We start from the raw sequence: 22485 nt of genomic DNA, 5'->3' as shown, positions 1-22485 counted from the left end.
ATTTGTTTTGGGATTGTCACTTGATTGAATTTTGGCTTTGCTCGCGTGCAATCACATCAGCACGGGTAGGAAGCCGGTAAGGGGGCTTGCTGCGTCAAGCGACTCCACGCCGGTCCATTCGCTCTCCGCCGCATTGGCGGCCGCCGGTGCCGTGTCGAGCTCGCCGTCGCGCGGAAGCCGCTTGGCGTAGGGAGCGGCAAACAGCTGAACGCCGCGCTCGTTGATCGCAAACATCGGCGTGAAGTTTTCGAGGGCGCCGTCGTCAATCAGCTCGGAGCGGCGGCTGTCCAGGATCAGCCAATGGCCGTCCAGCCGCGCCGCCAGCACGGCATGATCCTGGCGGATGGCGCGATCGCGGCCGAGCACCAGGCGCAGCTCCTCGCGCGGGAAGCCGGCTTCGCTGAGCGCGACGTATTTCGCGATCGCGTAGTCCTCGCAATCGCCTTTGCCTGTTGCGAAGGTGGCGAGCGGGGCGGTCCAGCGGTCGGCCTCGCCGTGCTGGGCGAAGTCGCTCACATAGCGGATCGCCTGGTTGACGGCGCGGTTGGCTTCATCCAGCCGGTCGCGTCCGGATCTGGATTTGACCGCGTTGATCAGGCGAAGGAACTGCGCGGCATTGGGCGGGCAGCCGGCGGCGTTCTCCCGGCAATGCTCGAGGACGGTCTGCTCCCTTGCGAGATCGGATTCGAGGCCACGCCATTTGCGCGACAGGCTGCTTTCCGGCGCGCGGAACGTGAACAGGCCGAACGGCTCGGTGCCTTCAGGCGGAAGCGGCTTCGCCGCGGGCAACGCGTCGGTCGCCGTATTCAGCGGCGTGAGCGAGGCGGTGCGAATGGCGTTCGGACCACGGCCGCGCTGCCGGTCGAGCTTGGCCAGCACCTCGGCGATGGTGAAGAAGGTGGCGGGCGGGCGGTTCGATGCAGCATCCGAGGCCGGCGCGAGCTCGCCAGCGGGATTGCCGAGGGAAAGCTCGTCCGCGGCAAACGCGGATGACCCAGCGCAAAGACTTATTGAAAATGCAACCACGGCCATGACCGCCGACGAAGCAATCTTCAGCGACTTCATATGACGTCCCCAATGTCGGGGACCGTCAACGTCTGTGCGTCGATCTGCGTCCCCGCTGTTATCGGGGCGCAGACTGGCGCCTTGGCCGCTTAAGCGGAGTTAAGTGGAGAGGGCCGCGACCTGGATTGTCGAGAAGGCGGTCAATCCAGGGTTTGCGGGTTCGTTCGAAGTTGAACGACCGCAGGTCATGATAGGTTAACCACGCGATCGGCGGTTCCGATCAGCGTTCGCGGAGGGCCTCGTCACGCAGCAGGCGAGCGGGCTTGATGATGTAGTCCAGCACTGACTTCTCGCCGGTCAGGACTTCGACCGTGGTCACCATTCCCGGAATGATCGGCAGCGGATGCTGCTCGCTGCCGAGATGGTTCTTATCGGTGCGCACCATGACCCGATAGAAGGTCTCCTGACGTTCGGTCTTCTCCGCCTTGTCGTCGACGATCGTGTCGGCGCTGATGCGTTCGACCTTGCCCTTCAGTGATCCGTAGACCGAGGAATCATAAGCGCTGATCTTCACCACCGCGTCCTGGTCGGGGCGGATGAAGGCGATGTCCTGGGGACGAATCCGGCCTTCGACGAGCAGCGTGTCGTCGAGAGGCACGATATCCATGAGGTTGGCGCCGGGCGCCACGACGGCACCGATGGTACTGACGTTCAGCTTGTTGACGATGCCGTGGACCGGCGCCTTCAGGTCGGTGCGGCGCACCCGGTCCTGGGCAGACTTGATGTTCTCGTCGAGGACGGCGAGATCGCCGCGCGATTTGGCAAGATCCTCGTCGGCCTGCGAGCGGAACGACGCGGTGATGTTCGCGATCTTCGATTGCGCCTCGGCCAGCTGCCCCTTCATCTCGGTGGCCTGCCGGTCAAGCCGCAGCATCTCGATCTCGGGCACGACCTTCTGCTCATAGAGCTTGCGGGTCAGGGTCTGCTCGCGTTCCAGGAGCTTCAGGGAGCCGGCGAGGCGAGTGACCTGCTGATTGAGGACGTCGATGTCCTGCGCAACCTTCTGGGCCCGCATCTTGAACACGCTGGCCTCGGTCGCGACGGCGGCGGGAACCACCTTGTCGACCTCATCCGGAAAGGTGATCTCGGTTCGTCCCCGTGCCTCGGCGTCGAGGCGGGCCACCCGCGCCGCCATCGCCGCGCGGCGCTCGCGGATTTCGCCGAACTCGGCGGCGAATTTCGTATCGTCGATGCGCATCAGCGACTGACCCTGCTGAACGATGTCGCCTTCCCGGATCAGGATGTCGCCGACGATGCCACCTTCGAGCGATTGGACCACCTGCATCTGCCGCGACGGCACGACACGGCCGTTGCCGCGCTTGACCTCGTCCAGCACGGCAAAATGCGCCCAGGTCAGGAACGTCACGAGCAGCGCGCAGGACGTCCACAGCAGCATGCGAGAGGTGCGGGGCGTGCGCAGCAGCGCCGCGGACCGGATATCATTTGCAAACGCAAAATCGGAAGACGCCATAATATTCGCTCGTTATGCAGATTTCGGCTGGATCGTATTCTCGGGCGCCGGAGCCGTGGACGCGGGTTTGCCCTGGAGAAGGGCAAGCACCTTGTCGCGCGGGCCGTCGGCAACCAGGCGGCCGTTGTCGAACAGCAGCAGGCGATCGACCATGTTCAGCAATGACAGACGATGGGTCGAAATGATGATGGTCATCCGCTCGTCACGGAACCCCTTGAGCCGCTCGAGGAACTCCTGCTCGCTGCGAATATCGAAGTGTGCGGTCGGCTCGTCGAGGAAGAGTACCCGAGGCTTGCGGATCAAGACGCGGGCGAGCCCGATCGCCTGTTTCTGGCCGCCCGACAGGCTGCGGCCGCCTTCCGCGATGGGCATGTCATAGCCCATCGGGTGGCCGGCGATGAAGCTCTCGACGCCCGAGAGCCGCGCGGCGAGCAGGACTTCCTCGTCGGTCGCCTCCGGCTTGCCGAGGGCGATGTTGTCGCGCAGCTTGCCGAAGAACAGGTCGGTATCCTGCATCGCAAAGCCGATGCCGGCGCGTAGGTCCGAAGGATCGTATTGGCGCGAGTCGACGCCGTCGACCAGGATGCGGCCTTCCTTCGGCTCGTAGAACCCGAGCAGCAACCGGCCGACCGTGGTCTTGCCGGATCCCACCCTGCCGATGATGCCGACCCTTTCACCACCTTCGATCTTGAAGCTGACCTTTTCGAGCGCGTTGCCCGGCGCGTTGGGGTATGCGAACGAGACGTTCTCGAAGGCGACCTTGCCGTCGTCGATGCGTCTTGCGACATAGGATCGGGTCGGCGATCGTTCCCGCTCGATCGACATGATGCGGTCGATTGCCTTGAGAGACGACAGCGTCTGTGTTCCCTTGGTGATCACGGAAGCGATTCCGGCGATCGGCGCCAGAATGCGGCCGGCGAGCATGTTTGCGGCGACCAGCGCGCCGACGCTCAGCTTGCCGTCGAGGATCAGGAAAATGCCGACGATGACAAGGAGCAAGCTCGTGATCTGCTGAGCGGTGCTCGCGCTCGTCAGCGACATCGACGACCAGAAGTGAACGTCCTCACCCGAGCGGGCGGTCGCCGCGACCGAGCGTTCCCACAAGGTCTGCATGCGGGCCTCGGCGCCGGTTGCGCGGACGGTTTCGAGACCAGACAGGGACTCGACGAGCACGCCGTGCCGGGCAGCGGATTCGGCTTGCAGGCGCTTCATGGCGCGATCGAGCGGCCGCTGCAGCAGGAAGCCGACCAGCATGACGAGAGGGAGCATGATCAGCGGGATCCAGGCCAGCGGTCCGGCGATGATGAAAAGCACCCCGACAAACAGGATGGCAAACAGCAGGTCGGTAGCCGAAACCACACTTCCGGACGTGAAGAACTCGCGCACCGAGTCGAAGTCCCGGAGCTGATTGGCGATGATGCCGACCGAGGTCGGCCGCTGCGCCATCTTCACTGACATCACATGCTCGAAGATGTTGGCGGCGAGCACGACGTCGATGGTCTTGCCGGTCACGTCGATCATGCGGCTGCGGACCATGCGGAAGATGAAATCGAAGACGATGCCGAGCCCCATGCCGATCGAGAGGGCGATCAGGGAGGGAATAGCTCCGTTGGGGATGACGCGGTCATAGACGCTCATCGTGAACAGCGGCGTCGCCAGCGCGAGGATGTTGGTCAGAAAGGCGGCGGTCGCGATGTGTCCGTAACTGCGCCAGTGCGTCTTCACCACCGACCAGAACCAGTGGTTCTTGGGAATGTCTCCTGCGGCGACGGCGCGCGCATCGGCCTGCGCGGCGCTTCTCACCAGGAACGCATAGCCGGTGTAGTCCGCAGCGATCGAGGCAACTTCAGCGACGCGCGGGGCGTTCGGCGTCGCCGGATCAACGAACTTGATGGCCTTGTTCGCTGCGTCCACGCCGAGAAGGATGAGCGCGGAGCCGTTCTTCATGATGAGGACGGCCGGCAAGACCAGCGCGGGAATGTCCGAGATGTCGCGCTTGACGGCCTCGGTTTCCAGACCCCCGCGTCTGGCTGCTCGGTCATAGAGCGAAACGGACAGGCGTCCATCCGTGATCGGAAGTCCGCCGAGCAGCGCTTCGCGGCTGACTGCGCGGCCATGATAAGCCGCGAGATAAGTCAACGTTGCGGTGAGGGGATCGTCGCCGAGCGCGCGCGGCCGACTTGTTGCGGCAGGCATTGAAGTTGAGTCATTCGACGGGGGGCGGACGGCGTCAGCCGCCGCGGTAGGGGTTCGAAATAACAACTGAAACCTCGACAACCAAAATGGAAATGCAGAAATCGCATTCGATGCTTTCGTGCAACCTACAACAAATAGCGAACAAAATCAGCGAAACTTGCTTTAAGTATTAATACGGGAATCGAAAGGGCCCCGTTTTGGGGCCCTTTCTGAAGTCCTGATGTTGGTTGGCGGCTTCTATTGAGCGGAATTCGGGAAGGCCGACAGGAGCCAGTGGGGCTTTGTCGACGCATAGGAGCTCGCATTCGCCGTGACTGACGGATCCGCGTAAATCACATTTGGGCCGTCCGCAGCGCTCTTTTGCTGCTGCATCCATTCCGCAGAGCCGGGCACGGCCGCGGTCGTGGTCGCGCCGCTGAACCGGTCAGCAAAGCCAGCATCCTTCGGCTGAGCTGCCGCATAGGTCTTGGCGGGGCGGGCGGCGGCGACGGCGGCCGGAACGGCGACGTGCAGCGGCTCGGAGCCCGTCTGCGGCAGGTTCACGCGGAGGGTGGGGAACGAGTAGCGCGGCAGGCCAATCGAAAGCATGTCGGTGGGCGCTGCATCGACCGGCGGCGGAGCCTTCAGATACTCGATCAAGGTGCCCATCGCGGCCAGCAGCTGATAGTCGGCGAAGACGACGACGCTGCGGGCGGAGGTGAGCGAGACCGATGCGTTGAAGAACTGATTCTGCGCGTTCAGCAGGTCGATCAGGGAGCGCTGGCCAAGTTCGTATTCCTTCTGGAAGGCAGCGATGGTCTTCCGGTCCGCTTCGAGCTGGCGCGTCAGAGCGGCAATACGCGTGGCCGTAATCGTACGGGCATTCCACGCCTTGTCGATCGATTCATAGGCGTCGCGCTGCAAGCGCGCGTGGCGCATGGTGGCCTCGGTATAGCGCTCGGCCTTCTCCGACCTGTTCCAGGCATCCTGGCCGCCGCGGAAGATGTCCCACGACATCACGACCTTGCCGCTGTAGTCCTCATGCGTAATGGAGGGAGTTCCGGTGGCTGCCACGTAAGGGTAGGAGTTGTCGTAGTGGGTTGCCCGTCCCTCGAGATAGAACTTCGGGCCAAACGTGCCGTCCGTTGCCTTGAACGCATGCTTGGCGGCGTCGGCGTCGGACTGCGCCGCCGCAATCGTCGAATTGAAGCGGAGGGTGGTCGCCAGCGCTTCATCGCGGCTGCGCGGCAATCCGCCGAGAGGGGCGGGAAAGCGAACGTTGATCGGCTCAAGCCCGACGACCTTACGGTACTTCGCCCTGGCATCGTCGAGGCTGCGTTGGAATTCGGCGAGTGCGGCCCGGGCGGCTTCGACGCGCTCGCGCGCCTGCTCCAGGTCGCCTTCGCCGGCCCGGCCGCCCGAGAAGCGGGAGTTCACGTTTGCAAAGATCTTCTCGTGATTGGCGACGTTTTGCTGGGCAAGGCTCACTAGCCGGATATAGCGCACGACGTCCATGTAACCTTCGGCGGCGTCGAGCGCCAGCAGCTCGGTTCGTTCCTTGACGCGAGAGGCCGCCGCATTCACGCGCGCGGTCTGGCGCCAGACGTCATAGATTGACGAGAAGCCGTCCCAGAGCAACTGGCGCACCACCACCGATTCCTGGCTGCCATTGCGCCACGGTCCTGCACCCACAACCGGTGCCGCCTGAATGTTCGGGCTGATGAAGCCCGGCGGCTGATCGAACTTTTCCGGCCCGTAGCTGGCGTCGACGCGCACCTGTGGCAGCAGCGTGCTCTGAGTCTGTCGCAGCTCGCTTTCCGTGGCCCGGCGATTTGCGGAAGCTTCACCCACGCCCGGGTTGGTCAGCATTGCCTGGCGCAATGCATCGTTAATGGAAAAAACCTCGGCACATGCCGGAGTTGCCGCCAGGCAAACGCACGCGATGGCCGTGTATGCCGACCTCATATTCCGCCCCCAGTCACAAAAAATATTCCGTAGAATCTGGGAAGGCTAACAAAGGACGGTTCCGCCACCTATGACATTTCAGCCACACAGTCGCCCTAACGAGCCGGGTCATCGGGCGCGAGCGGACCGTAATTCGGATATTTTGATTAAAATTCAATGGTTTGTCTTTGGTGGCGGAGTTGCCCAGGAGCAACACCGGATATCCGGAACGGAAAGGTCAGTTAAGGTTGTCTTACCGGCCGCCGGCCCGACCAACGGTTCGACAGGTCGCGAAGTTGGTTGCGACGAATGGCGGCCTTGGGGTCTGACGAGGGACCGCCCAGGCAGGTCGTCACCTTGTCGAGCGACTTGCTGGCAAATAGAACCCTGGAAGATCTCGGTTGGGGATTCGTCCAAGCGGGTCGCAACCATCAACACGGCCGTACGTTGAGCGGCCACAAAGACCTAGGTTGTGAGCTAGCCTCCGTTGCCCTTCATCGCAACCGGCGTTCCTCACGCGACCGAGAGGGTTTGGCCATCGATCACGACAGCAGGCGGACCGTATCCAGATCGTCATCGATCCACTGAACGTCACCGCCCTTGCCAGAGGCGCCAAAATCAACCCGTTTTGCCGTACGGCGTCTCGCAGGTGAACCTTGAGGGGGCAGGGATCGTTGCGCTTGTCGTCGCCACGATCGACAACAGGCAGCCGACTGACGTCCAAACTGGCTTTCCTCCGGAGGCGTTGGTCGGCGTGATACAGTTTGTCGCCGCCCGGATTGCGTAACTCGGGGATGTATCAGCGCGCTCCTCAGAACGTGTGTTCTCCTTTCCGGGCGCTGCCAACGGGGCACGTCGGGGAGGGGCTGCGACTTTACTCCGGCGCGATCGGATGCGCTGGACGTTCGATCGATGACCTGAGGCTCTCGAGTTCAACGAAGACATCGGCGTGTCTGCGAAGCTCATCGGCGATCATCGGAGGTTTCGTTCGAATGCTGGAAACGACGGTGACACGCACGCCCATCCGCCTGACAGCTTCGACAACGGCGCGCAAGTCACCATCGCCAGAGAACAGGAACGCATGGTCGATGCGGTGCGCGATCTCCATTGCGTCGACCGCGAGGTCGATGCCGATGCTGCGCTTCATTCGCCTCCGTCCATCGCCGTCGTCGTGCGGCTTGGCGGCCTTTCTCCGCACCGCATATCCGTTGTAATCGAGCCAATCCACCAGCGGCCGAAGGCTGCTGAACTCGTCGTCGTCCCTCACGACCGTGTAGAAATAGGCGCGGACGATTTGTCCATGCTTGCCGAACTCCGAGAGCAATCGCCGGAAGTCGACTTCAAAGCCGAGGTTCTTGACCGTCGTGTGCAGATTCGCACCATCGATGAAAAGTGCAATGCGATCGGTCATCTCAAGTCCCCATGAGGCCCGGATCAGTTGTAGTACGCATTGGTCCTGGAAATTTCCCGAGCGTATGCCGGGCGCTCAATTGAAATGTCTGATCCTAGAGCAAGGACTCGGCGGGGACGAAGCGGAATTTTCGACCCCGGCGGGTGCCCTGATGATCGTGCGCCCATTGATAAGGCAATGGTCCCAGCATGCAGCCGGCCCCTCGCATGGAGATGAAACGGTCGCCGTCGAGAAGGATGCTGCCGCTTACGCCCGCGACGCATGCTGGTGCATTCAGCGCCGAAGAATTCCCTCGCCATGGCGTTTCGACCTCATCGAGCGAGCACCGCTGCGCCGGAGGCGGCATCGCGCTACCAACAAAACTATATCTAAAATCAGCGGGGTGTACCGGGGCGCCATTTTGTGCCGATGCGGTATTTCGAGATACCACTTTTTTGCAGATGCAGGTTTTCGATACCCGTTTCGCCGGAAAGGGCACGGCTTTGCGTCCCCGGATTGAGCAGACACTCCGTCATTGCTGGCGGGCGTGGATGCGCGGCGTCGTGTCTGCTGCGCCGCCTCAACAGCTCGCTCGCCCTCATCGATCACGAACCGTCGCGATCGATCCGCTGCTCGACGTGATGGTCGTATCGGCGGGAGGCAAGTGGGCTCGCGATCGGGGCTTGCCGTGAGCGACACAACAACTCTCCGATGACGAGCGCAGCAGGCAATCGGCCGCGCCGGCCGAGGCGAGCAAGCCGCGCCGACTCACCCAGTGGAGCCAATCCAACCCGGAGAGCTGCGGCTGGCTCGGGGGATTCCGGGACCTGTTGGTGAAACTCGGCCGTCATTCTGGACGTCGTGCTCGCGACAGCTTGTCCGTGGGGAGGCGCTCTTCGGGCGGTCACCGTATTCGCACGGGGACGCCATACTGAAATGTCGCGAGATGCTGCAACTCCTACAATTCAAGGGGTTTCGTACGTTTCGCTTCGGCGCGGCGTGCCTAGAAGGGGGCGTCGGCCGCCACATCAGTAGGGTTAATGAAGGATTACCGAGTGACAGATTTCTTTCGGCTGATTATAAGCAAAACTTAGTTGGCGGATTTTGGCCCCCAACGGGTTGCGTAAATTAAATTGTAAATACATTCATCGCAAAAGGGATATTTTCCTATGCTGAAGCTCTACATCCAGACCACCGAAGCCTTCAAGCGTCTCGCCTCGGACAAGGACGGCGTTGTGTCGTTCGAGTACGTGATCGTCGCCGCTTGCGTGGTCGCCGCCGTGGCCGCTGCGTTCGGCACGAAAGGTGCGAATACGCTCTCGACGACGCTGAGCAGCGCCATCACCACTGTCGGCACCGCGGTGAACACTGCAGTCACGACCCATTAAGGTCCGGAGTTGATCGCTGTTGGCACGGTTTTCTTGCCAACAGCTGTCAACAAGATTGCCATATGTGTGAGTTGAGGAGCTTTTTCCTATGTTGCAGTCTTACATCATTATTGCGGATGCATTGAAGCGTCTGCGCGCGGACAAGGACGGTGTCGTGTCGTTCGAATACGTGATCGTCGCAGCTTGCGTCGTTGCGGCGGTGGCGGCTGCGTTCGGTACAGGTGGTGCGAATACGCTTTCGACGACGCTGAGCAACGCCATCACCACTGTCGGCACCGCGGTCAACACTGCAATTACTACCCACTAAGTCCAGAGGGCGGCATTTCGGAGGGGGCATTATTTCATGCCCCCGCCTTCCCTGAGGCAGCTATTTCATGAGTTGGATTGCGTCCACGACCTCGTGTCTGGAAATCGCATTGTTGTTCTATGTCGCAACGATCGATATCGCGACACGGTTGATCCGAAATGAAGTTTGCCTGGCGCTGGCGCTCCTTGGGATCGTCGGTCAGTTGGCGAGCCCAATGCAGATTGGCCAGTCGCTGATCGTCGCCTCGATCCTGTTTCTGCTGCTGTTCGTGATCTACCAGCGCGGAATGATCGGCGGCGGTGACGTCAAGTTGCTGGTTGCCCTGGCGGTCGGTCTCCCGTTGGCCGGTGTGATCGAGCTGTTGATGGTAACCGCATTGGCCGGCGGTGGTCTGGCCGCGGTGCATCTGGTGATGCGCCGTCTGCCGCAACCGAAGCTGGCGCCCGCCGGATCGTCGCTGGTGCGAAGGGTTTATGTGGTCGAGCGCTGGCGCCATTTGCGACATGCGCCGCTGCCTTACGGGGTTGCCATCGCGTGCGGTGGTATCTGGACTATTTTGAGCAAAGGATTTTGACATGTCCTCCGCATTGCGCGTTTCCATCATCATGGTGCTGTTGCTTGCGGCGACGGCGCTCGGGCTCATCGCCTATAACGCGAACCGGCCGAAAGACCAGGTCGCAGAGGTAGTTGCGGAAAAGCCGGTCGCGCCGGCGACCGTCGGCTACTTTGTCGCGGCACGCGCGCTTCCGAAAGGAACGCTGGCGCGCGACGAAGATTTCACCATACGCCAGGCGGCGCCGAATCAAGTGCCCGCGGGGGCGATCCTCGAAAGCCCGGACACCAAGGCCGGACTTCCCGGTTCTCTGGTTCGCAAGTTCGTCGACGCCGGCAGCGCCATCACCCTGGACGACATTCTGCGTCCGAAGGATCGCGGCTTCCTCGCCAGCGTTCTGGCGCCGGACAGCCGCGCCATCAGCATCAAGGTCGACGAGGAGACCGGCGTCTCGGGTCTGATCAGGCCGGGCGACAATGTCGACGTGGTGCTGACCCAGGTGTTCGAGAAGGCTGCTCCGGTGCGCCGAGCCGTCAGCGAGACGGTTCTGTCCAATGTGCGCGTGATCGCCATCGATCAGGAGATCGCGCAGGGCGGGCGCACCGTCACCAACACCATCGCAGGCAAGACGGCGCAAACCGTGTCGCTGGAGCTCAAGCCGGAGCAGGTCAAGAAGGTCGCCGTCGCAAAGCAGCTAGGAACGCTCTCGCTCGTCGTCCGCGCTGCGGCCGAGCAGTGGGACAAGGCCGACACGGGTGCGACGTCCAGCTGCGACGTGTCGCCGGAGCTGGCGCGCCAGAGTGCGGTTGCCGGCCAGAGCACGATGGTCGCGATCTATACCGGCAGCGACGTCAAGCAATACTCGGTCAGGAAGCAGGACGTGGACGATGACGTCCGCGCGGGCTGCGACGGGCAGTTCGACGCCGATCGTCAGACCACGGCGGTGGTCAGTGACGCGGGCAAGGGGCCGGAGAAACGGTGATGAGTGTGAACATGGCAATGGTGGACCAACCGGAAGAGACGACGTCCCTTGTCGCGCGCAACCGCATCGTTTGCTTCGTGAACGACGAACTGAGCGCTGCGGCCCTCCGCAAGGGCCTCGATGGCAGCAACCTGGTGATACGGCGTGGCACCATCCGTCATGCCACGCGCATGCTCGAGACCGATACCGACCTGTTCGCCCTGGTGACCGACATCAGCGGGATCGATGATCCCTTCACGGAACTCGAACGTCTCGCAAGCGTCTGCCCGCCCGATGTGCGGGTGTGTCTGATCGGCGAGAACAGGGAGATCACCTTCTATCGCGAATTGATGGAAATCGGCCTTACCGAATACCTTCCGACGCCGATCACCCGCGACATGGTGCTGGATCAGCTCCGTCCGAAATTGTTGGGCGACACCGCACCCGCCCAGAGCGATCGTGGCGGGCATGTGGTCTCGATCTGCGGTGCGCAGGGCGGCGCCGGCGCGACAAGCGTCGCGATCAACCTCGCGTTGCAACTGGCCGAGACCACCAAGGCCAAGGTCGCGCTGCTCGACCTGCATCTGCAGGGCGGCGAGACCGCCGTGATGCTCGGCGTTCGCCCTGGGCCGGGTCTGCGCATCGCGCTTGAAAATCCGATGCGGGCCGACACGCTGTTCCTCGAGCGGGCGGCGATCGAGGTGAATGATCGGGTCTGCCTGATTTCCGGCGACGAAGACCTCGACGCCAAGCTCGACATCACCGAAGCGGGCGTCCGGCACGTGCTGGGTCTGCTCCGTCAGCGATTCAACTACGTCGTCGTCGACGTGCCGGTGCCGTTCCCGGCGTCGATCTATCCGGTCATCAAGATGTCCCGTCACGTGCTGGTCCTGCTGGAAGCCGAGGTGACCGGCCTGCGCAATGCCCACGCGCTGCGCAACGCCGTCACCAACATCGCCGGCAAAGATCGGGTCTTCACCCTGCTCAATCGCGCCGATCGTGCCGGCGGACTGCCGAGGTCGACGATCGTCAAGGCGCTGGGCGCCGAGCCGGACATGGTGATCCCCGATCTCGGCAAGGGAATGACCCAGGCGGTCAACCTCGGCGTTCCCGCGCTCAAGCATGTATCGGCACTGCGGCGTCACCTTGCTCCGATCGTACGGGAGATCACCGGCGTCGGTGCCAAGAAAAAGGCCGGCTGGAAGAGGTGGCTCGGGCTATGAAAAAATTCGGCAGGCGCGCAGACGAGATGCCAGTGCGGATGCCCGGAGCGGTGCTGGTCGCGCCGCCAACGGCACCAAGCGTGCAGCCGGTCCCGCCGGCCTTGCCGTTTGAGGAATCGGGCGCGTCGCCATCGGCGTCCAGCCTGTTCGCATCGGCGCCGAAGCATGACGAGCCTGCCACGCACCATCCGGTGATGCCGGCGTCGCTGCGCGAACGGGTGATCGAGCAGATCGAGCCGTCGGTTGCCACGACGGTCTCCCGCGACGTGCTGCGGCGGCAGATCGAGGAAATCATCCACGGCATCGCCAACCAGGAGCGGCTGGAATTGTCGGGCCGCGAGCAGCTCTTCCTGGCGGAGGAAATCGCCGACGACATGACCGGCTACGGGCCGCTTCGTCCGCTGCTGCTGGATGAGACGATCAACGACATCATGATCAACGGGCCGAGCAACGTCTACGTCGAGCGCGGCGGCAAGCTCGAGCGGGTTGCGGTCCGGTTTCGCGACAACGACCATATCGCCGCCGTCGCGCAGAAGATTGCCGCGCAGGTCGGCCGCCGCGTCGACGAGTCGAGCCCGATGGTGGACTGCCGTCTACCGGACGGCAGCCGCGTCAACATCATCCTGCCGCCGCTCTCGGTCCACAGCCCCTGCATCTCGATCCGAAAATTCCCCAGCCGGCGTCTCAATATCGCTGGCATGATCGAGAACGGCACCATGACCCCCGCGCTCGGACAGCTGCTGGAGATCGCGTCCCGCTGCCGCCTCAACGTGCTGGTTTCCGGCGGCACCGGTTCCGGCAAGACGACGCTGCTGAATGCGCTGAGCCAGTTCATCGACAACAGCGAGCGCATCGTCACGATCGAGGACGCGGCGGAGTTGCAGTTGCAGCAGCCGCATGTGATCAGCCTGGAAACGCGGCCTCCGAGCCTCGAGGGGACCGGGCAGGTTACCCAGCGCGATCTGTTGTGGAATGCGCTGCGCATGCGGCCGGACCGCATCGTCGTGGGCGAAGTGCGCGGCGCCGAGGCATTCGACATGCTTCAGGCGATGAACACCGGCCATGATGGATCAGTCTCGACCGTGCATGCCAACAGCACGCGCGATGCACTGACCCGCGTCGAAAACATGGTGCAGATGGGCCAGGTGAACCTGCCGTCGCGCGCGATCCGCGCCCAGATCGTCGCCGCGCTGGATCTCATCGTGCAGATCGAGCGCATGCGCGATGGCCAGCGCCGCATCGTGCAGGTCAGCGAGGTGATCGGGCTCGAGGGCGAAGTGATCACCACCAACGACATTGCGCTGTTCGAGTACAAGGAAGAGGACGTTCACGGGCGGATCTCGGGCACCTACAGGTCCACCAACGCGGTCCCGAAGTTCAAGAGCCGCCTGGTTTATTATGGGCTCGATCGAACCTGGGCGGAAGCGATGAGGCATATCTGATGTCAATGCCCCTGGTCATCGTTTTGGTGCTTCTGGTCTGTGCGGCAGGCAATACGCTGTGGCTCGACGCGCGACACCAGCGGATGGAGCGTCAGCTCGAGAATGCCTTGCCGGCGGTCGAAGCGGCGGCCTTGGTGTCCATCCGTCGCGCGGCCCAGACGTCGCGTTGGCGTCTGGTCTATCGCTTCGCCAATTACCGTCCCGATATCGTGTACGTGGTGCGCCCGGTCTACGTGCTGCTGGCAGGGGGCCTGGCCGCGGCGGTAATTTTCTATGTGAATGGAATCCTGAACTTCCCCGGCGAGTATGCCGCCATCGCGGCCGCGATCGTGGCCATCCTGACCGTGCGCGGTCTGTTTGGATGGCAGCAGCGCCGGTTCACCGATCTCCTGTTCCGTCAGCTTCCCGATACGGTGCAGCTGGTGACGAGCACCGTTCGATCGGGGCTGCCGGTCCACGAGGCGTTTCGCACCATCGCCAAGGAGATGCCGCAACCGACGGCCGGCCAGTTCGCGATCGTCTGCAGCGAATTGAGTTTCGGCAGGTCGGCGGAGGAAGCCGTGGAAGCGGTCTATCGGCGAACCGGGGTGGCGGAATATGCGATGTTCGCGGTCACGCTTGCGGTGCAACTGAAGACCGGCGGCAGCCTTGCCGAAACGCTGCACACGCTGGGCGAGACGGTGAGACAGCGGGTTGCACTGGCGGCTCGTGCCAAGGCGTTGGCGGGCGAGGTCATCTTTTCATCACGCGCGCTCACGGCGGCGCCGCTGATCGTCGGTGGGCTGCTGTACATGATCAACCCGCCATCGATCGATCTGCTGTTGTACGATCCGGTCGGACACATGCTGCTCGCCTTCGTGGTGTCCTCGGTCCTGATGGGGCACTTCGTGATCCGCTGGATGATCAGAAGGGAAACGACGCTATGACGGCTGGTCTCGGTCTTGCCTCCCTTGCCGTCGTGGCCGCGGCTGCGACTTTCCTGTTGATCATCCGCGAGGTCCACATTCGCGCCCTGGACACCCGCGTGTCGAATGCCGTGCAGGGCATTCCCGACCGATCGAATTCGTCGAAGGATCTGATCGGCTGGCTCTCGTCGGTCGGTGAGCGCTACAGGCGCTTCTACGGCCAGGAAAATCTCGACCAGCTGCGGATGATTCTGCAGGCGGCGGGGTTCAATCATCACCGAATGCTGCCGATCTGGATCGGCTTCAAGACCGTCAGCACGTTTGCGTTTCCGGCCGCCGCCTTCTCGCTCTCGCAAGTTACCGGAGGTTCGTTCGGTGACGTGATCATCCTTACGTTGCTTGGTGTGGCGTTCGGCATCATGGCCCCGCGTCTTGTTCTGCTCGTCCTGAAGCGGCGCTTCGATGCGGCGATCCGGGTCGGCACGCCCGACACCATCGACCTGCTCGTCGTATGCAGCGAGGCGGGCATGGGCCTGGAGAGCGCGCTGGAACGCGTGGCGGACGAGATGAAGGAGAACAATCCTGCAATCGCGCAGGTGTTGCACGGTCTGCTCGACGATCTCCGGATCCTGCCGAACCGCGCCGACGCATTCGAGAAGCTTTCCCTGACGTCGGAAGGGCTTCGCCGCTTCGGCACCATGGTCAGCCAGAGCCTGCAATACGGCACGCCGCTCAGTCAGGCGCTGCGCAGCATCGCCATCGATTTGCGCCGCGAGCGCATCACCAAGCTGGAAGAGCGGGCGCACAAGCTGGGCGCCAAGCTCACCGTTCCGATGGTGTTGTTCCTGCTGCCGGCGATGTTCGTCATCCTGGGCGCAAGCCCGTTCATGCATCTCGTGCGCACATTCGCCGACCTCGGCAAGTGAGCCATGAGAGCGAGCATTCGTCGAACCGTAGCGTGAAGGTGCCAACGTGCCGCATTCTTTGCCCTGCCGGAAAAAGTATCGTTCCCTGATCGCGGATCAGCGCGGCGTCGTCGCGTTCGAGATGCCGTTCATCTACCTTTTCCTGATGATGGCGGTCCTGCTGCCGCTTGCCGACCTTGCGATGGCGGGCTTTCAATACGTATCGGCGTACGCGGCGCTGCGTGCGTTCGGGCAATCCATCCAGTATTCGACGCCGCCTGACGTCACCAACGCGAACAGCAGCTGGGTGACGACGGCGCTCGCCAAGGCCGATTCCCGTTACCCGATCCCAAGCCTCCAGTTCATCTGCGGCGACAGCTATGCCGTCTGCGATTCGACCAACTCCGATCCCTCCAAGCCGAAGTACTATCGCTACTCCACGACGATCACGTTGACGCCGATGGTGTTGAAGTCGGCGTTGTGCAACAGCGGAAGTACCAGCAATCCCTGTGCGTTCACGCTGTATTACTCGGAACGATTTCAATAGGTGCTTCCATGCGTAACATGCTCCGTTGCCGTCGAGGCTCAGCCGCATTCGCAACCGTGGTTGCATTGGTGCCGTTGATCGGAATGATGGCGCTCGGTGGTGAGGCCGCGACGTGGTACGCCATCAAGCAGCGCGCCCAAGGTGCAGCCGATGCAGCCGCCTATTCAGGCGCCTTGCGGGTCGCGTGCGGCAACGCTGCGCAGCCCGGTGTAACCTGCGACAATGCAGAGCTGTACGATTGGCGCGGCAGGCAGGCTGCAGCCCAGAACGCGTTCTGCAATTCGGGCGACACGTCCTATCCTGGCACCAACTGTTCGACGAGCCTTCCGAGCAGAATCACGCAAACTGTCACGATCGCTTCGGTGGCTACGTGGAATGGGGCCACCGGAACCTTCGTCAAGGCCACCATTACCCAGCAGCAGCCGACATATCTGGCCGCGGTGCTGGGTCTATCGACGGTCACGGTGACCGCGACGGGCGTCGCCCAAGTCAGCAGTCTGTCGCAACCCCCATGTGTGCTGGCGATCACAGGCTCTGTCACGTTCCAGGGCAGCCCGACCGTATCATCGCCAAGCTGCGGCATTTCGTCGAATAGCACGGCCTCGGACGCCATCGGCTTCAAGGGCAATGCCGGCATCCAGGTGAATGCGCCGAGCTACACGGTCGGCGGCTGCTCCCAGACGGGGGGAAGCCAGTGCACGAACGTGAAAACCTATCAGCAACCGATCCCCGATCCGTTAAGTGGATTGGCCACTGCGATCGGGGCGTTGAAGGTGCCGAATGATTTTCCGAACAAGTCGTGCGGCGGGACAGTCACCTCGTATGAGGCAGGAGCCTGTTACAATACCGGGAATTCGATCCCCAACACGTTGAGCGGCACGTACTATTTTACGGGGAACGTCAGAATCAATGGCAGTCCAACCATAACGGGAACGGCTACCTTGATATTCTTCAAAGGCGGATCGCTCAGGATCACCGGAAACCCGACGATCCAATTGACGGCGATGAAGTCGCCCGCGGGGCCGTCCACATTGTCGGCAACGGCCAAGGCCCTGCTGAAAGATGTTCTCATCTATGATGATGAGTCGACCAGCGGCGGCGTCAACATCAGTGGTTCCTCCACGAGCTATTTCAATGGCACGGTCTACGTACCGAACAGTCCCGTTATGTACTCAGGTAACAGCTCGGGTGCCCCCTCTACCGGTTGCTATCAGGTCATAGCCTATTCGGTGAAATTCCAGGGCAATACGAGGCTGGACAATTCCACCTGTAATTCAGATGGGGCAACGAAGCCCAACGTCCAAAACGTGTATCTGGTGCCGTCATGAGAAGGCTCGACCAACGTGGCATGGCGGCCCTGGAGTTTTGCCTTGCTGCCGTGCCTCTGTTCACCCTGATCTTCGCGATCTTTGATTTCGGACGCTACACGATCACGATGCAGTCGTTGCGCATGCTTGCGGATGCGAGCGCTCGGGCGAACATGATCAAATGCTACACGCCCGCTGTAATAGCGTCCAATTCGCCATCCACCTGTACCAGTGACTACCTGGCCGATGCGGACAAGCGGACCATTGCCCCGTTCCTGTATGGCGCCGGTCTCACGCCGACGGTGACCACGACGGTGACAACGTCCGCGGGCGGATCTGCGATCGTCGTGAAGGCACAGCAGTTAAACTTCACCATGCTGATGCCGATATGGGGCACGACGCTCAACGCGCCGAGCGCGTCCACCAATATTCCATACTGAGAGGACCCGCTTCGTCGCGGCCGACCGGGGGGCTGTTCCGAATCGCCAACCGCCGGATCGGCCTCGGCCTGTTGGACAGCCGGCAAATAGCCCAAGCGGACTAGGGAAGTGGTGCGCGGTAGCAACATGGCAGAGTTTTCTCCTGGGTTGGCGCAGGCCGGTGGGGCTCTTTCCTTGCAATCAAGGCGCGTGGCGGGGGATGATCACCAAGCCGCCATTTGCGGTCCGTCGCGTCGGGATGCGTCCCTGGGTGAGCTGCCCTTTGCTTCAGCTCGTCGCGTCGGGGAATGGGAATTCGTGAAGTAACTATTTGTAGTCGGACAGTCTGTAAGCTCTACGGCGTGGTGGACGAACGGGAGTGATCGGGACGTCGGTGCCGTAGATTTACGGGGGTCGTCGTGGAAACGCGGCGAAGGGGATTGGCATGATGGGAAGTCGCGTTTCGGATGGTGCGGGACGTAGGCTGGTCGCCTGGAGCGCGATGACGCTTGGCGCTGCCGTTGCCCTGATTCATGTCGCCGATCCTGCCGCGGCCGCCGACCGGCGGGCGCCGTCGTCCAGCGGCGTCTTCGTCAGCGAGATGAGCGACGTCCAGCGCGTCAGGGTGACGCTCAACAAGTCACGTACCTTCAGGGTGGAGACGGCGTTCTCGTCGATCGTCGCCGGCTCGCCCGATATCGCCGATGTGAAATCGCTGAGCGACCACCTCATCTACGTCCAGGGCAAGAAGACCGGCACCACCAACGTCATCCTGTTCGACAGCTCGATGAAGCAGATCGGCATTCTCGATGTCGACGTGACGTTCGATATCGGCAATCTGCAACAGAATATCCAGACCGGCACGGGTGCGCGCGGCATTCGCGTGTCCGCGTCGGAAGGCCAGGTGGTGCTGAGCGGGATGGCTCCCGATGCGGTCACCGCGGAGCGTGCGATGACGATTGCCCAGGGCAGCGTTCCCCAAGGCGGCATCGTCGTCAACGCGATGAGCGTTGCGGCGCCGCAGCAGGTGATGCTCGAGGTGCGCTTCCTCGAGGTCAATCGGGCCGCGGGACGCGACCTCGGCGTGAACCTCATGGCGGCCAACGCCAATGGCACCAACATTGCCAATTCCGGGCTCGGCGGCGTCGTAGCCGCTGGTCGAACTCCCATTGGCGGTATCAACACCAACAATGGCACCTTCGGCGCCGGGGGCGGTCAAGTCGGTGCCCCTCCCACGGGCAGTCTTCCTGTGCTCGGAACGCTCGGAACGCTCGCCACCACTGCCGGCGGCGTAGCTGCGCCTCCGTTCGGAAGTCTGCTGACGAGCATTCTTCGAACCAGCAACGGCAGTTCAGTGGACCTGCTGATTACCGCACTGGAAACCAAGGGACTGGCTCGCCGGCTGGCGGAGCCGAACTTGACCACGCTTTCCGGCGATGCCGCGCGCTTCCTGGCCGGCGGCGAGTTCCCGGTGCCCATCGCCTCGACGGCGGTCGCGGGCGCACTGCCAACCGTGACCATCGACTACAAGAAGTTCGGCGTCGAGCTGGCGTTCGTCCCCACCGTGCTCTCGCGCGGCGTGATCAATCTCCGCGTCGAGCCCTCGGTCAGCGAGCTCGATTTCTCCAACGCGGTGACCATCGCCGGCACGACGATCCCGGCTCTGACCCGCCGCGACGCGCGCACCACGGTCGAGTTGCGCGACGGCCAGAGCTTTGCGATCGCCGGCCTGCTGCAGACCCGCAATCAGCAGGACGTTTCGCAGCTGCCCTGGATCGGCTCGGTGCCCGTGCTTGGAAGCTTGTTCAGCAGCAAGTCGTACCAGCAGCAGGAAACCGACCTCGTCATCATCGTGACGCCGCGTCTGGTGGCGCCGGCGGTCCCCGGCCAGCAACTGGCATCGCCGCTCGACTCCCGCCTTCCGGCCAACGATGTCGATTTCTTCCTGAATGGCCAGATGGAAGTCCGCAAGCGCTATGACGACTACGTCAATTCCGGCGGCGACGTGAAGGGGCCCTATGGCCACATTATCGCGCCCGCTGCCCCCGTTCCGCCACCGGCTGCCGTTGCAAACCAGCCGGTCGTGAAGACCCTGAACTAGAGGAGGCGAGAGATGACTGTCCGATATCTGGCTCTGTTCGCCCCCTTGCTGCTTGGCGGCTGTTACGGCGTGTACGGGCATGACGAGATGGACCGCTACGTCCAGCGTTCCGACACCATCACGATGAGCGCCGGCAACGCCAAGGAGGTCAACGCCGCCACCCACACGATCCACCCATGGCCGGCATATGTCGGCGATCGCAGGATCGCGTACGACGCGCGGCGGACAAGTGGTGCGATCACCCGCTACGGTTATCAGCAGCGGCCGCTGGATCAGCTGCCGGATATGGGCGATCCGACCAAGGCAATGGGCCAGGCGCCGCCTGTCACAACAATTCAGAACGTCAACACAACCGGATTGGGCGCGGGGACCGGTGGATCGCTGGCCGTCGGGGTAGGAGGAGGGGGCAGGTAACGAGCTAAAGATTGGGGTCTGGCGCTGACAGCGTCGGATCGCGCCGTCTGTTTTTTGTTAGGTAGTTTCACGATGGGTTTTCGAATGACGCAGGGAAGTCGCTGGAGCTGGAACGTGGGACGAGGATTACGGCGTCTCATTCCGGCGCTCGCCTGCTGCTGGCTGGCTGCGGGCCTCGCGGCCTGCGATTACACGACGCGCGAGGCCGCGATCGTTGCACCCGTGGATCCGCCGGGCGGCGACCCCGTGCAGGAGCCGACCGACGTCAAGTACTATCCCTCCGATGAGCCGGTGCGGATGGGGCTCGAGCAATACAACCGCGGCAACTACGGAATCTCGCAGCGCTATTTCAAGGACGCGGTCGAGAAATCGCCGAAGGACCTGACGGCTTGGGTCGGGCTCGCGGCGAGCTATGACAAGATCCGTCGGTTTGATCTTGCCGATCAGGCCTATGCGCAGGCGATCCGGCTTGGCGGCGAGACCGTTCAAATCCTTAACGATCAAGGTTATTCCCTCATGCTGCGCGGCAATCTGAGCGGCGCGCGGCGCAAGTTCGAGAAGGCGTATTCGCTCGATCCGGGCAATCCGGTGATCGCCAACAATCTCGAGCTTCTCAACGGCAGCCGGAAGTTCATCGAGCGGCCGCCGAACAATCAGCCGTAGGCTGATCGCGGTCTCGGCGGCAATCGGTGCCGCCGCGCCGATCTAATTCGGCATCAGCACGGCATCGACGCGGCGGCTGCTTCGTGCGCTGATGATGATCACGCCGTTGCGGATCGCAAATCTCGCACCGATCAGCCGCGGCGCCTTCTCCGTCAGCGGCGACGGCAACGGGATCATTCCGCCGGTGATGGGATCGCCGATGTTGATCGGCGGTCCGCCGCCGCCGGCCGAAGGGGCCGCCTTGATGTATTCCTTGATCATCTGAATCTCTTCCCGCGAGAGGTTGAGCGCAGTTTGTTCGCTGCCGGCGTCAGCGGCCTTCCTGTCCGCTTCAAGCCTGGCTTGCGCTTGCTCCTGTTGCGCGGCCTCGCGTCTCGCGGCGTCCTGTTCGAGTCGCACGAGACGTTCCCGCAACGGGACCAGCTCGCGCCGCAGCCCGGCGTTGTCCGACTTCAGCGACGAGATCTGGCCGAGTGCGATCGCTGCGGCAACGCACGCAACGACCGAGATCAGGCTGAGGCATGCAACGGCCAGCCCCGACATTCCGACGCCACTGGCCGTTTTCCGATCCGGCACGTCGCCCTCGGAACGCCGCCGCCGCGCCCGGGCAAATCTCGGCATGCCGGTGCCTAGGAGTTTTACAAGGCGCGAGAGCCGAGAAACGTTTCGGTCCGTCTCGTGAATGGAGCCGAATGCCGGCTCGGGGATGATCGGGGCGCGCGCGGGCGGGTCGGGTGCTGCCGTTGCGCGGCTTGCGCCCAAGGTCGTGCGATCGGCAAGGCCTTCTTCCATCACGCGAAGGATTTGCCGATCAATCGCGTCGGGCCGTTCGACAACAGCATCGCTGATCGCATCGCGCGGGTCGGCAGCGGCGGTCTCCACGCCCTCCGCTTGCTGTTCGCCGAGCTCCTGCTCTATGAGCTCCTGTTCGACGCGGGACGCTTCAAGCTCGCGCCAGAGCGCGAGGCCGGAGTCCGTGATCCGCAGCCCGGCCTCATTGATCGAAGCCCATCCGGATTGGAAGACGTCGGCGTCGCCCAGTTCTGCCGATCGCTTCAGCTTCGTGGCGGCATCGCCGGCAGCGATCATGCGCTTGACTTCGCGGCTGACCTCTTCAAGCGGGATCCGTTGCTCGGGTCTTGCGGCGAGCACGCTCAAGATCGCCAGATTGAACCTCATTTGGCGCCTCTCGATGCCCCGGCAACCGGTCGCGCAGCCGCTCCGCTCCGGTGCGGGTACCGCAGAAGAGGTCGAAGCGGATCAATCATGCCGGCGCGAACGTCCGTCAGTCGGTGAGCCGGGCAA

The 22485-nt window shown here is 62.9% G+C and carries 21 protein-coding genes; 15 read left to right on the top strand and 6 right to left on the bottom strand.

What is annotated here, in order from left to right; translation table 11 throughout:
* Positions 1-51: 51 nt before the first annotated feature.
* The 5 genes from ACE10Z_RS28780 to ACE10Z_RS28760 form a co-directional block, all read right to left on the bottom strand.
* The gene (locus ACE10Z_RS28780; protein ID WP_375783778.1) at positions 52-1065 is read right to left on the bottom strand and encodes a transglutaminase-like cysteine peptidase; all 1014 of its coding nucleotides are present in this window, start codon (positions 1063-1065) and stop codon (positions 52-54) included.
* A 220-nt stretch (positions 1066-1285) separates the two neighbouring features.
* The gene (locus tag ACE10Z_RS28775; RefSeq protein WP_375783777.1) at positions 1286-2536 is read right to left on the bottom strand and encodes an HlyD family type I secretion periplasmic adaptor subunit; all 1251 of its coding nucleotides are present in this window, start codon (positions 2534-2536) and stop codon (positions 1286-1288) included.
* Between the two features lie 12 nt (positions 2537-2548).
* Positions 2549-4732, bottom strand: a complete 2184-nt coding sequence (locus ACE10Z_RS28770; protein WP_375783776.1) for a type I secretion system permease/ATPase — start codon at positions 4730-4732, stop codon at positions 2549-2551.
* 237 nt (positions 4733-4969) lie between these two features.
* Positions 4970-6676, bottom strand: coding sequence for a TolC family outer membrane protein (locus ACE10Z_RS28765; RefSeq protein WP_375783775.1), 1707 nt, complete (start codon positions 6674-6676; stop codon positions 4970-4972).
* Between the two features lie 853 nt (positions 6677-7529).
* Complete coding sequence (locus tag ACE10Z_RS28760; protein ID WP_375783774.1) at positions 7530-8066, bottom strand: NYN domain-containing protein; 537 nt, start codon at positions 8064-8066, stop codon at positions 7530-7532.
* A gap of 236 nt (positions 8067-8302) precedes the next feature.
* On the opposite strand from ACE10Z_RS28760, the gene ACE10Z_RS28755 reads away from it, so the two are divergent.
* The 15 genes from ACE10Z_RS28755 (at position 8303) to ACE10Z_RS28685 (ending at position 21180) form a co-directional block, all read left to right on the top strand.
* Positions 8303-8737, top strand: a complete 435-nt coding sequence (locus ACE10Z_RS28755) for a hypothetical protein (protein ID WP_375783773.1) — start codon at positions 8303-8305, stop codon at positions 8735-8737.
* Between the two features lie 477 nt (positions 8738-9214).
* Positions 9215-9433 carry a hypothetical protein gene (locus ACE10Z_RS28750; protein WP_375783772.1) on the top strand — a complete coding sequence of 73 codons (219 nt, stop codon included), beginning with the start codon at positions 9215-9217 and terminating at the stop codon, positions 9431-9433.
* An 88-nt stretch (positions 9434-9521) separates the two neighbouring features.
* Positions 9522-9740 (top strand): hypothetical protein, encoded by a 219-nt coding sequence (locus ACE10Z_RS28745; protein WP_375783771.1) that lies wholly within the window; start codon positions 9522-9524, stop codon positions 9738-9740.
* A 67-nt stretch (positions 9741-9807) separates the two neighbouring features.
* Positions 9808-10314, top strand: a complete 507-nt coding sequence (locus ACE10Z_RS28740) for a prepilin peptidase (RefSeq protein ID WP_375783770.1) — start codon at positions 9808-9810, stop codon at positions 10312-10314.
* 1 nt (position 10315) lies between these two features.
* Positions 10316-11275 (top strand): Flp pilus assembly protein CpaB, encoded by a 960-nt coding sequence (gene cpaB, locus ACE10Z_RS28735; RefSeq protein WP_375783769.1) that lies wholly within the window; start codon positions 10316-10318, stop codon positions 11273-11275.
* Complete coding sequence (locus ACE10Z_RS28730) at positions 11275-12477, top strand: CpaE family protein (RefSeq protein ID WP_375783768.1); 1203 nt, start codon at positions 11275-11277, stop codon at positions 12475-12477. Before cpaB ends, ACE10Z_RS28730 begins: the two co-directional genes overlap by 1 nt.
* A complete protein-coding gene (locus ACE10Z_RS28725) occupies positions 12474-13919 on the top strand; it encodes a CpaF family protein (protein ID WP_375783767.1) in 1446 nt (481 codons plus the stop codon). The genes ACE10Z_RS28730 and ACE10Z_RS28725 overlap by 4 nt, the downstream gene beginning before the upstream one ends.
* Positions 13920-13924: 5 nt before the next feature.
* Positions 13925-14845 (top strand): type II secretion system F family protein, encoded by a 921-nt coding sequence (locus ACE10Z_RS28720; RefSeq protein ID WP_375783766.1) that lies wholly within the window; start codon positions 13925-13927, stop codon positions 14843-14845.
* Positions 14842-15750: a type II secretion system F family protein gene (locus ACE10Z_RS28715; RefSeq protein WP_375783765.1), complete on the top strand. Its 909-nt coding sequence runs from the start codon at positions 14842-14844 to the stop codon at positions 15748-15750. Before ACE10Z_RS28720 ends, ACE10Z_RS28715 begins: the two co-directional genes overlap by 4 nt.
* A gap of 46 nt (positions 15751-15796) precedes the next feature.
* On the top strand, positions 15797-16276 hold the full coding sequence (locus tag ACE10Z_RS28710; RefSeq protein WP_375783764.1) for a hypothetical protein: 480 nt from the start codon (positions 15797-15799) through the stop codon (positions 16274-16276).
* Positions 16277-16284: 8 nt separating this feature from the next.
* Positions 16285-17604 carry a pilus assembly protein TadG-related protein gene (locus ACE10Z_RS28705; RefSeq protein ID WP_375783763.1) on the top strand — a complete coding sequence of 440 codons (1320 nt, stop codon included), beginning with the start codon at positions 16285-16287 and terminating at the stop codon, positions 17602-17604.
* Positions 17601-18023, top strand: a complete 423-nt coding sequence (locus ACE10Z_RS28700) for a TadE/TadG family type IV pilus assembly protein (RefSeq protein ID WP_375783762.1) — start codon at positions 17601-17603, stop codon at positions 18021-18023. Before ACE10Z_RS28705 ends, ACE10Z_RS28700 begins: the two co-directional genes overlap by 4 nt.
* Positions 18024-18447: 424 nt before the next feature.
* On the top strand, positions 18448-20103 hold the full coding sequence (locus ACE10Z_RS28695) for a type II and III secretion system protein family protein (RefSeq protein ID WP_375783761.1): 1656 nt from the start codon (positions 18448-18450) through the stop codon (positions 20101-20103).
* Between the two features lie 12 nt (positions 20104-20115).
* The gene (locus ACE10Z_RS28690) at positions 20116-20517 is read left to right on the top strand and encodes a hypothetical protein (protein ID WP_375783760.1); all 402 of its coding nucleotides are present in this window, start codon (positions 20116-20118) and stop codon (positions 20515-20517) included.
* A gap of 114 nt (positions 20518-20631) precedes the next feature.
* Positions 20632-21180 carry a tetratricopeptide repeat protein gene (locus ACE10Z_RS28685; protein WP_375783759.1) on the top strand — a complete coding sequence of 183 codons (549 nt, stop codon included), beginning with the start codon at positions 20632-20634 and terminating at the stop codon, positions 21178-21180.
* Between the two features lie 42 nt (positions 21181-21222).
* On the opposite strand, the gene ACE10Z_RS28680 is transcribed toward ACE10Z_RS28685, so the two are convergent.
* The gene (locus ACE10Z_RS28680) at positions 21223-22338 is read right to left on the bottom strand and encodes a hypothetical protein (RefSeq protein WP_375783758.1); all 1116 of its coding nucleotides are present in this window, start codon (positions 22336-22338) and stop codon (positions 21223-21225) included.
* Positions 22339-22485: the final 147 nt, after the last annotated feature.

It is taken from the genome of Bradyrhizobium sp. Pha-3 (assembly GCF_042258615.1).
Lineage (GTDB): Bacteria > Pseudomonadota > Alphaproteobacteria > Rhizobiales > Xanthobacteraceae > Bradyrhizobium.
This window is presented reverse-complemented; position numbering and strand designations above follow the sequence as displayed.